We start from the raw sequence: 10,576 nt of genomic DNA, 5'->3' as shown, positions 1-10,576 counted from the left end.
ACTGTCCTCCCGCCCCTCGACGGCGCCGTCCTACTCGACGGGGAGGAGATCTCCTCCCTCCCGACGCGTGAACTCGCCACACGGCTCGGGCTGCTCCCCCAGCACCCCCTCGCGCCCGAGGGGATCGCCGTCGCCGACCTCGTCGCCCGAGGACGCCACCCCCACGAGGGGATCTTCGGCAGGCGCAGCTCCGCCGACGAGCGCATCGTCGAGGAGGCCCTCCTCGCGACGCGGACCGCCGATCTCGCCGACCGGGCCGTCGACGAGCTCTCCGGCGGTCAGCGCCAGCGCGTGTGGATCGCGATGGCCCTCGCCCAGCGCACCGACGTCCTCCTCCTCGACGAGCCGACGACCTACCTCGACCTCGCCCACCAGATCGAAGTCCTCGACCTCCTCGTCGACCTCAACGCCTCGCGCGGAACGACGATCGTCATGGTCCTCCACGACCTCAACCTCGCCGCCCGCTACGCCGATGTCCTCGTCGCGATGAAGGACGGGCGGATCGTCGCCGACGGCGCTCCCGCGCAGATCCTCGACGAAGCGCTCGTCCGGGAGGTCTTCGCCCTCGACTCCCGCGTCGTCGCCGACCCAGTGTCCGGCGGGCCGCTCATCGTCCCGATCGGACGCCATCGCGCGGCGCTCGGGATCGGGGCGTCGGCGGGAAGGGGGATCTGAGGTGGAGCACGAGCCCTTCCGCTTCTTCCGCGTCCGCGTCGACGGCATCGTCGACCTCGCCCCTTCGATCCGGCGGATGGTTTTCGCGGGCGGCGATCTCGACGCCTTCGCTGATCCTGGCCGTGACCAGCGGATCAAACTCCTCCTTCCGGCCGCCGAGGGCGGCTTCGATCATCTCCCGACCGGACCCGACTGGTACCGCGAGTACCGGGCGCTCCCGGAGCGCCGGCGAGGCGCCATGCGGACCTACACGACGCGCGCGGTGACCGGCCCCGTTGGCGCCAGGCGCGTCGTCGTCGACATGATCCGTCACGGGGCGCTCGGCCCGGCCTCCGCGTGGTGCGAATCCGTGCGCGTCGGGGATGAGGCCGTTCTCCTCGGGCCGAACGCCTTCTTCGAGGGCGAGCCGGGCGGCGTCGACTTCGTCCCGCCGGTCCGGACCGATGCTTACCTCCTCGGCGGCGATGAGACCGCCGCGCCCGCGATCGCGCGGATCCTCGAGGACCTCCCCGCCGAGGCGAGGGGGATCGCCGTCGTCGAGATGCCGACCGAGGGTGATCTCGCCTATCTGCCCGGCCACCCCGGCATCGAGGTCCGCGCTCTCGCGCGCGGCTCGTCGCCCAGAGGCGAGGGGCTCGTCGCCGGCGTCGAGTGCGCCGCCGCCGAGCTCCTGCCCGACGGCGTCCCCGGTGAAGTCGAAGAGATCGATATCGATTCCGAGATCCTCTGGGAGGTCCCGCGCACTGCGAAGAGCGGTGCGGCCCTCAAATCGACGAGTCTGTACGCCTGGCTCGCCGCTGAGGCCTCCTCGGTCAAGGCGATGCGCCGCCACCTCGTCGCCGACCGGGGCATCGACCGGAGGAGCGTCGCCTTCATGGGCTACTGGCGCGAGGGGCGCTCCGAAGACTGACCTCTCCGCCCCCACCCCCGCCGAGGTCATCACTTTTGCACGCCGAGGTCATCACTTTTGCGCATCGAGAGCATGACCTGGTGTGCGGCGACCGGTGACCGTGCAGTGACGAGCGCGCTCGGCGGTACGCGCATCGCACGAGAGGAGCCCTCGGCGGGGCGCAGGCCGTGCTTTCGGCGGACGGGAGGGCTAGGCTTGTCCAGTGAAATTCCTCAACGGCCTTGAGCCCAGTTTCGATCTGACCTACGACGACGTCTTCATGGTGCCCTCGCGCTCCGGCGTCGGCTCCCGCAACGCGGTCGACCTGTCGACCGATGATGCTTCGGGGACGACGATCCCCCTGGTCGTCGCGAACATGACGGCGATCGCCGGCAAGCGCATGGCCGAGACCGTGGCCCGTCGGGGCGGACTCGTCATCATCCCGCAGGACATCCCCGAGGACGTGGTCCTCGCGACCGTCGCCGAAGTGAAGTCCCGCCACCTCGTCTACGACACCCCGGTCACCGTAAAACCACATCACACCTGCGGTTACGCCCTCGGACTCCTGCCGAAGCGATCGCATGGAGCCGCGGTCGTGGTCGACCCGGAGACGAACGTCCCCGTCGGTCTCGTGGACGAATCCGACGTCACCGATGTCGACCGTTTCACGCAGGTTCGCGAGGTGATGTCGACGAAGCTCCTCACCATCGCCGAGGGCACCGATCCCCGCGAGGCCTTCGACACCCTCAAGGCCGAGCATCGTGAGCTCGCGCCCGTCGTCGATGCCGAGGGCAGGCTCGTCGGCCTCCTCACCCGCAAGTCCGCGGTCCGTTCGACGATCTACCGGCCCGCGGTCGACGCTTCGGGCAGCTTGAGGATCGGCGCGGCGATCGGCATGAACGGCGACCCGGCCGGGCGCGCGGCACGCCTTGTCGCGGCCGGAGTCGACGTCATCGTGGTCGATACGGCCCACGGTCACCAGGACAGGATGCTCGACGCGGTCCGAGCGGTCCGCGCCGCCCTGCCCGAGGGCTTCCCGATCGTCGCGGGCAATGTCGTCGCCGCTCCGGGCGTCGCGGATCTCGTGGAGGCGGGCGCCTCGATCGTCAAGGTCGGCGTCGGGCCGGGCGCGATGTGCACGACCCGCATGCAGACCGGCGTCGGCCGTCCTCAGTTCTCGGCAGTCCTCGAGTGCTCCGCCGAGGCCGCCAGGCTCGGCGCGCACGTGTGGGCGGACGGCGGAGTGCGCCACCCGCGCGATGTCGCCCTGGCGCTGGCCGCGGGAGCCTCGAACGTCATGATCGGCTCCTGGTTCGCCGGGACCTACGAGTCCCCCGGCGACCTGCATTACGACGCGCACGGCCGCGCCTACAAGGAATCCTTCGGCATGGCCTCCAAGCGCGCGGTGAGGCGGCGCACCGAGGGCGAATCCGACTTCGACCGGGCCCGCAAGGCCCTGTTCGAAGAGGGGATCTCAGTGGCGCGCATGTTCATCGATCCGGAGCGCCCGGGCGTTGAGGACCTCATCGATCAGATCGTCTCGGGCGTGCGCTCGTCCTTCACCTACGCGGGTGCGAGGACGATCGCCGAGTTCCGTGAGCGGGCGATCGTCGGCCTCCAGTCGGCATCCGGCTACCGCGAGGGCGCTCCGGTCCCGCAGTCCTGGTGATTCCTTCGTCCAGCTTTCTGCGCTCCGCCCTCGTCGATGGGTGGCGAGGGCGGAGCGGAGGGCCCGACCAGAAGGTGAACGCGCTCCTTGCGATGAGGACGCTTGTCCATTCATCGGGCAGGGTAATCGAAATGCGAGTCTGGGAATCAGGGCACTCAAGGTTCTGGAAACATCCTCAACCCACTTTGTGGGTGATGTCTGTGCGTGCCGTTCCGATATAGCCCTCCTTGACCCCTCCTTAAGGGGAGGAGATTGGAGCAGGGACGGGGTTAAAGGACGAAAGGTGCTGGTCGGGGGTTAGTCTCAGCCGTTTCGGCGGGGGCTGGTGTGGTGGAGTTCGTGCCAGGCGATGGCGTTGCCCCAGCGGGGGATGACGCCAGCGGCGGGGTGAGCTTGTGAGGCGTGTTCCCATTCGGCTTCGATCTGGGTGTCTGCGGGCATGATCTTGAAGAGTTGTGCTGGTGGAAGCGGGTTTTCGGTGTGCATGCAGCACACCACCAGAAGACTGCTTTGATCCGCCGTGTCGGACGCATTCTGCGGTGATCGCGCAGCATGCGGCGTAGGGGTCGTTGGTGGCGTCTTCGATCTGGTTGTTCCTCGTCGGCAGCGCCCCATCGAACGGGGTGTCGCTGCAGGTGAACAACACCCCTTTTGGCTGATCAGCCGTTTCATGCTGTTGCGGGCCTGCACACAAGGCGCTGGGCAGTATTCGCACCTCACGCGTTGAAGCAACCAACTTCAACCCGGACTTTCCCGCACCGCACAGGCGAAAACCCCCCCTGGCAAAACCAACGCGTCTTGTCTTTTAGTCGAATAGTCGCGCGAGCATTTCGCGAGCAAGTCATCCGCCGTGAGGAAGGCCGAGAGTTTGAGGAAGCGGTAGATACTCCTCCGGAAAGTCTTCGCGAAATCTTCAATCTCCTCACATGAACTGTTGAACAACAGGGAAAATGAGGAGGGAACGGGTGTGAAGCGCTCTGCGATCAGAAGCCGCATCAACGATGTTCTCCATCGTGCAGGGCGCCGCTCCCGCTCGCATTTTGTTCTCAGGTTCGCCGTACAGGCCTTACGTATGGTTCTGAGAATGCCAAAGAGTGTCCCTGTGAACCCTCTTCGAAGACATTCTGCTCGCGAGTGAGATGGCGGATCAGGGCTGAGGTGACATTCTATTCGTCGCGCTTGAATCTGCTTCGGCGTGAAAGCAGGAGGCCGGTCCATTGTCCGGCAAGTACCATAAGTCCGACTATGAAGATATGCTTTGGCATTTCGAACAGGTATACAAGTGCAATCATTCCAACGATTAAGATCGCGCTTCCACCGATTCCCCAGGCGATATACCTATCTCTTTTCATGGTGATTCCTCCTTAGCAGTGAGTGGAAACCCGAATCCAGAATGCAGTCTCATCTAAACCGATCAACAGTGCAATCGCAGGGTTGATGCCAGCAAAATTAGAGTGTGGTGCCACAATGCGCCGCGACCGTATTCTATCAGTCCAACGAGATGAGGAATTCTCTTTTTCGCCGCGCGCTTCTTAACAAGGGTTCCGGATGGCTCAGTCTCGTCTCTTCATCGTCTGAAGAGGTCGTCGTGTGCTGCGTTCCTGTGCAAGGCGGGCAATCCTGAGAGGCGGGGCGCTGATGCTCATTCGAGGGGGGAGGACGGACGCAAATGCCCGCTCGGGCACGTAGGGTGGGACCGTGACAACTGCTCTGTACCGCCGCTATCGACCCGACACCTTCGCCGCCGTGATCGGTCAGGACCATGTGACCGGGCCGCTGCGCGCCGCATTGCGCGCGAATAGGGTGACGCACGCCTATCTCTTCTCGGGTCCGCGCGGGTGCGGGAAGACGACCTCGGCCAGGATCCTGGCGCGCTGCCTGAACTGCGAGCAGGGACCGACGGACACCCCCTGCGGAACCTGTGATTCATGCCGCGAACTCGCCACGGGCGGGCCGGGCTCCCTCGATGTCGTCGAGATCGACGCGGCCAGCCACGGCGGCGTCGATGATGCCCGCGAGCTGCGTGAACGCGCGACCTTCGCGCCGGTGCGCGACCGTTACAAGGTCTTCATCATCGATGAGGCGCACATGGTGACGCGCGAGGGCTTCAACGCCCTGCTCAAACTCGTGGAGGAGCCTCCCGAGCATGTGAAGTTCGTCTTCGCGACGACCGAGCCGGACCGCGTGATCGGGACGATCCGATCCCGTACGCATCACTACCCGTTCCGCCTGGTTCCCCCGGATGTTCTCGGCCCCTATCTCGCCTCCCTCGCCGGGGAGGAGGGCGTGCGCATCGATCCGGGCGTCTTCGACATGGTGATGCGCTCCGGCGGGGGCTCGGTGCGCGACACGCTCTCGGTGCTCGACCAGTTGATCGCCGGGTCGATCGAGGGCGAAGTCACCTATGAGACCGCGGTCTCCCTGCTCGGCTATACGGATGCGCATCTGCTCGATGAGACGATCGACGCCCTCGCCGGCGGGGACGGCGCCGCGGTGTACCGGGTCGTTGAGCGCACGGTCGATTCCGGTCACGATCCGCGCCGTTTCGTCGAGGATCTTCTTCAGCGCCTCCGGGATCTGCTCATCATCGCCGTCGCGGGCGACGGCGCGGCCGACGTCCTCGTCGGCGTGCCCTCCGACCAGTTCGATCGCATGAGGACCCAAGCCGCGAATTGGGGGCCGCGGGCCCTGTCGCGGGCCGCCGATCTGGCCGATGAGGCGCTGCGCCAGATGGCCGGGGCGACCTCGCCGCGCCTGCAGCTCGAGCTCCTCATCGGACGCATCCTCGTCCCCTCGTCCGCTTCGGCGGTCCGGGCCCTGGATGAGGCGCCACTTCCCGGAACCGTCGGCCCGGCCGGCGGGGGAGCTCCCCGCGAGGTCGCGCCTTCGGGATCCTTCGGCCCGAAGGAGGCCCGGGAGCAGCTTCAGCGTTCGCGCGCTTCGCAGGCGGATCCGCCGCGCTCCTGCGCGCCCGAGCCGTCACAGGGGACCGCTCCCGCCCAGGGGGCGTCGGCGGCCCCGGCGAATGCATGGTCCTCCCGGCCGACGGAGGGGCCGCAACCTCAGGCGTCTTCTCCTTCCTCTCCGGGGACGCGGGCGCCTGCCGCGGACTCCGGGTGGCCGGATGTCGTGGTGTCCGTCGCGGGCGCTCCCTCGCCCGCCGGTCCTCCTTCTGCGCGGGCGCCGGAGCCGCCCGCTCAGCAGCCGGTGGCGGAACAATCCGCTGTGCCGGTGCATGAGCCCTCCGAACCCTCTCAGCCCCTGCACGCGTCCCCTCAGACGAGCGATGCTTCAGCGGCGCATTCGGATCGGCCGACCGAAGCGAGCCCTGAGCCGCGTGCGCATGCCTCGGGGAAGGATGCCGATCTCATCCGGGGCCGCTGGCAGGAGATCCTCGATCGACTGGCGTCCGCGAGCCGGGCGACGTGGAGCCTCGTGAGGGACCACGCCCAGCTCGGCGCGATCGACGGGGATGTCCTCGTCCTCGTTTTCCCGAATGAGGGCCTCGCGCGGAACATGGAGCGCAATGACAAGGCCGTCAAGGTTTCCGAGGCCGTGTACGACATCACCGGGGTCAGGGTGCAGGTGCGCACCGGCATCGGTCAGTCGATCGGCGGCCCGGCCGTCACGACGCCCTCCGCCCTGGCGGCTCAGGAGCCGAATGCGGGGGCGCCCGAGGAGCCGCGCCCTTTTGACCGGGACCGGGGCGAGCACGACTGGGGTGATCGGGATCGGGGTGAGGGCGATCGGACCGAGTCCGTGCAGGCCCCGTCCTGGCCGGAGCCCGCGACTCCCGCCGTGCGCGCGGCCGACACTGACGCGGAAGCGCCTGAAGCGATTCGCGTCGATCAAGCGTGGCCCGGAACGGAGATCGGAACGGGGAAGGAGGCGGAGCCCGGGGCGTCAGTCCGTCCGGATGCCCTAGCGGCGGAATCGCCCGCCTGGCCCGAGGTCGCTCCCGTAGCAGCCCCGGTCGAGTCCCGCGCAGCCGCGCCCGATCCTCGAAGCGAACGGATCCCCGCACGGCCCGCGCTCAGCGTCTTCACCTACGAGGAGGACGAAGACGGCGCGGCTCCCGAACCCCATCTCGAAGGGCCCGGCCTTTCCGAGGGCGAGGCGCTCGAGCCCCCCGCATCGCCGCGCGCCTCGGACTCATTCGGATCGCCCTCGTCGCAGCCGCAGGCTTCCCGCTCCCTTGACGCCGATCAGGTCGCATGGCCCGAGCCCGCACCGGTGAGCCTCGCCGGATGGAACGCGGCACCGATCCCCGGGGGCCCCTCCGTCTCCTTCGAGGACGATTCCACGGGTTCTGCGCCCTCGTCGGATTCCGCATCCGCATCGCCTGGTGCCAAGGCTCCCGCGATCGACGACACCGCTTCGATCGACGACGAGAACATCGAAACCACGACTCGATTCGGCCTGCCCGCGATTCTCGAGGTGCTCGGCGGCAAGGTGGTCGACGAGATCTATGACGAAGGAGCCCGCTGACCGTGTACGAAGGTGCGCTTCAAGACCTCATCGATGAATTCGGCCGCCTGCCCGGGATCGGCCCGAAGTCGGCGCAGCGCATGGCGATGCACGTGCTCGATTCCGAACCGGAGGACGTCGAGCGCCTGGTCGAGGCGATCAAGGCGGTGCGCAAGCGCGTGAGGCACTGCGCGATCTGCGGGAACCTCACCGAGGAGGAGAGCTGCGTGATCTGCCGGGATGAACGTCGGGATCCGAGTGTCATCTGCGTCGTGCAAGAGCCCAAGGACATCCAGGCGATCGAGGGATCGCGCGTGTTCGCGGGGCGCTATCACGTGCTCGGCGGCGTCATCGATCCGATTCACGGCGTCGGGCCCGATCAGCTGCGCATCCGCCAGCTCCTGTCGCGCCTCCAGGACGACCGGATCCAGGAGGTCATCGTGGCGACGAATCCGAATGTCGAGGGCGAGGCGACTGCCGCCTACCTCGCGCGCACTCTGGGGACGATCGGCATTACGACCTCGCGGCTCGCAATGGGCCTGCCGATGGGCGGCGACCTCGAGTACGCCGACTCGATCACCCTGGGCAGGGCCCTGGAGGGCCGACGCTCGATGGCCTGAGTGCAGCGCGGGGGTGGTGCTGCCTGAGCGCAGCGCGGGCAGTGCTAGATGAAGGCCCACGCGACGGCGATGATGAGCGCGGGCAGGAGATTCGCGACCTTCACCTTCGGCCCGAAGAGGAGGTTGATCCCGACCCCGCAGATGAGGATGTTCCCGACGAGGGAGAGGTTCTCGAGTGCGGGAGCGGTGAGAATCGGCTGCAGGAGTGCGGCGAAGAGGGAGATCGCGCCCTGGAAGAGCCCGACGGCAAGGGCGGAGAAGACAGTCCCGCGCCCGAAGGTCGTCGCCATCATCATGACGATGATGAGGTCGAGCACCGCTTTCGAATAGAGGATCGAAGGGTTGAGGAGGAAGACGTCCTCGATCGCGCCGACGACCGCCATCGCCCCGACGCATACGGTGAGGGAGGCGGTGACGAAGCCGTCGACGAAGTACGGGTCGCGGGCGTTCCCGCTCTTCGTCTTCAACCATTCGCCGAAGTCGACGAAGCGGCGGTCGATATCGATGATCCCCCCGAGGAGGCCGCCGAGCGCGAGGGAGGCGAGCATCATCGTCGTCCCGCGCGTCCCGATCGCGCCGTCGGCGCCGAGGGCGAGGAGCCGGGAGAGTGATCCGGCGAGGCCGAGGAAGATCACGATGAGCCCGGACGCGCCGAGCATCGTCTCCTTCAGCCGTTCCGGGAGGTAGCGCCCGAAGACGAGCCCGCCGAGGCCTCCGGCGATGATCGCGACGACGTTGACGATGGTTCCCAGGCCGGGCATCGACCCTCCTTGTGCAATGAGGCTTCTCGCGTGACTCCGCCCCCGTCCGATGAGGGACGAGGGCGGAAGGTCTTACTCGGGGAAGCGGGTCAGTCGGTGAGCTCGATTCCTTGCCCGTCCTGGTGCCACGGGGTGCCGGGCCTGGAGACGAGGATGAGGATGCCTTCGATGAAGCCCCAGATTCCGCCGAGTCCGAAGGTCACGATGGTGACGATGATCTGGACGATGGCGCGGGTGGTCTTCCCGAGGTAGAAATTGTGGATGCCGATGGACCCGAGGAGGATTCCGAGCAGGCCCGCGACGATCTTCGACTTGGGCGCGTAGCCCATGGGTGCGGCGTAGGCGGGCTGCCCGTAAGCCTGCTGGGCGTATGCGGCCTGGTCGTAACCCGGCTGCTGCCCGTAAGCCTGCTGCTGGGCGTAGGGATCCTGGGCGTAGGGCTGTCCGTAGGCCTGCTGGGCCTGCGCGTTCTCCGCTGAGGGCTCTCCGGGCTGGCCGTAGGGGTTGGTCGGGTAAGGGGGATTCGACATGTGCTGTCCTCTTCCTGGGCGAGCCGGGTGAATCTGGTTGCGCCTGAGCGCGAGAAGGGAATGACGCCCGTCCTGGGACCCAGACTAGCCGAAGGGATCGGAAGGATGAGGGGATGTCCTCCTAGCGGATTCACAGCTTCGCCTCACGCGCGCGACAGTGATCTGATGGAAGAATCGAGGGATGACCCCCGCTCTGGATTCTTCTTTCGTCCGCTCGGACGGCACCCCCGTTCGGATTCTCGTCGTGGATGACGAGGCGGTCCTCGCCGAACTGCTCGGCGCGGCGCTGCGCCATCAGGGCTGGCAGACCCGCACCGCCTCGAACGGTTGGGAGGCTCTGGATCTTGTTGAGGAGTACGACCCCGACCTCGTCGTCCTCGACATTCAGATGCCGGGACTGGACGGCATGGAGACGCTGGACCGCCTGCGGAAGAAGAGGCCGCGGCTGCCGGTCCTCTTCCTCACCGCGCGCGACGCCCTCGCGGATCGTGTCGCCGGACTGCGCGCCGGCGCCGATGACTACGTGACGAAGCCCTTCGACTTGGACGAGGTGGCGGCGAGGATCGACGCTCTCTTGCGCCGTGCGGGGATGTCTACCCTCTCGGCGTCGCACGTCCTGAGGGTCGGGGACCTCTCGCTCGACGAGGACTCGCACGATGTGGAGCGGGCGGGTCAGGCGATCGCCCTCACGAACACGGAGTTCGAGCTGCTGAGGTACCTCATGGAGAACCCGAACGTCGTGCTCTCGAAGTCGCAGATCCTCGATCGCGTCTGGTCCTACGACTTCGGCGGTCAGGCGAATGTCGTGGAGCTCTACATCTCCTACCTGCGCAAGAAGATCGAGGCCGGGCGGACGCCGATGATCCACACCGTCCGCGGCGCCGGTTACATGCTGCGTCCGGGTGAGGACGCGAGGTGAGTCTCCTGAGGGCCCGCGCGCCGGAGCCCGAGAAGGCGTCGCGCTC

Annotated in this window: 9 protein-coding genes; 6 read left to right on the top strand and 3 right to left on the bottom strand. The window is 67.3% G+C overall.

Features of this window, described 5'->3' with window-relative positions; translation table 11 throughout:
• From ACQY7V_RS00560 to ACQY7V_RS00550, 3 genes are all read left to right on the top strand, one after another.
• Positions 1–675: ABC transporter ATP-binding protein (locus tag ACQY7V_RS00560; protein ID WP_428638422.1), on the top strand; the 675-nt coding region annotated here is incomplete at its 5' end.
• A gap of 1 nt (position 676) precedes the next feature.
• Positions 677–1,585 carry a siderophore-interacting protein gene (locus tag ACQY7V_RS00555; protein ID WP_428638420.1) on the top strand — a complete coding sequence of 303 codons (909 nt, stop codon included), beginning with the start codon at positions 677–679 and terminating at the stop codon, positions 1,583–1,585.
• 202 nt (positions 1,586–1,787) lie between these two features.
• Complete coding sequence (locus ACQY7V_RS00550; RefSeq protein ID WP_303772478.1) at positions 1,788–3,233, top strand: GuaB1 family IMP dehydrogenase-related protein; 1,446 nt, start codon at positions 1,788–1,790, stop codon at positions 3,231–3,233.
• Between the two features lie 303 nt (positions 3,234–3,536).
• Here ACQY7V_RS00550 and ACQY7V_RS00545 read toward each other — a convergent pair whose 3' ends face one another.
• Positions 3,537–3,719, bottom strand: a complete 183-nt coding sequence (locus ACQY7V_RS00545) for a hypothetical protein (protein ID WP_428638417.1) — start codon at positions 3,717–3,719, stop codon at positions 3,537–3,539.
• Positions 3,720–4,931: 1,212 nt separating this feature from the next.
• On the opposite strand from ACQY7V_RS00545, the gene ACQY7V_RS00540 reads away from it, so the two are divergent.
• Together ACQY7V_RS00540 and recR are read left to right on the top strand one after the other, a co-directional pair.
• Entirely contained in the window at positions 4,932–7,721 is a 2,790-nt protein-coding gene (locus ACQY7V_RS00540) for a DNA polymerase III subunit gamma and tau (RefSeq protein WP_320836109.1), read from the top strand.
• Positions 7,722–7,723: 2 nt separating this feature from the next.
• Positions 7,724–8,320: a recombination mediator RecR gene (gene recR / locus ACQY7V_RS00535; protein ID WP_184454202.1), complete on the top strand. Its 597-nt coding sequence runs from the start codon at positions 7,724–7,726 to the stop codon at positions 8,318–8,320.
• A gap of 44 nt (positions 8,321–8,364) precedes the next feature.
• On the opposite strand, the gene ACQY7V_RS00530 is transcribed toward recR, so the two are convergent.
• Positions 8,365–9,081, bottom strand: coding sequence for a DUF554 domain-containing protein (locus ACQY7V_RS00530; RefSeq protein ID WP_320836108.1), 717 nt, complete (start codon positions 9,079–9,081; stop codon positions 8,365–8,367).
• An 89-nt stretch (positions 9,082–9,170) separates the two neighbouring features.
• On the bottom strand, positions 9,171–9,611 hold the full coding sequence (locus ACQY7V_RS00525) for a TM2 domain-containing protein (RefSeq protein ID WP_320836107.1): 441 nt from the start codon (positions 9,609–9,611) through the stop codon (positions 9,171–9,173).
• Between the two features lie 181 nt (positions 9,612–9,792).
• On the opposite strand from ACQY7V_RS00525, the gene ACQY7V_RS00520 reads away from it, so the two are divergent.
• Complete coding sequence (locus ACQY7V_RS00520; RefSeq protein WP_154475846.1) at positions 9,793–10,530, top strand: response regulator transcription factor; 738 nt, start codon at positions 9,793–9,795, stop codon at positions 10,528–10,530.
• Positions 10,531–10,576 lie beyond the last annotated feature (46 nt).

It is taken from the genome of Schaalia sp., assembly GCF_050312375.1.
GTDB lineage: Bacteria > Actinomycetota > Actinomycetes > Actinomycetales > Actinomycetaceae > Pauljensenia > Pauljensenia hyovaginalis.
The sequence above is the reverse complement of the archived record's forward strand: the minus strand, read 5'-3'. Positions and strand labels throughout refer to the sequence as shown.

Excerpts from the sequence above, each read along its gene's own strand:
- ACQY7V_RS00545 (WP_428638417.1), bottom strand. The coding sequence starts at position 3,719 with ATGCACACCGAAAACCCGCTTCCACCAGCACAACTCTTCAAGATCATG.
- ACQY7V_RS00530 (WP_320836108.1), bottom strand. The coding sequence starts at position 9,081 with ATGCCCGGCCTGGGAACCATCGTCAACGTCGTCGCGATCATCGCCGGA.
- ACQY7V_RS00525 (WP_320836107.1), bottom strand. The coding sequence starts at position 9,611 with ATGTCGAATCCCCCTTACCCGACCAACCCCTACGGCCAGCCCGGAGAG.
- ACQY7V_RS00520 (WP_154475846.1), top strand. The coding sequence starts at position 9,793 with ATGACCCCCGCTCTGGATTCTTCTTTCGTCCGCTCGGACGGCACCCCC.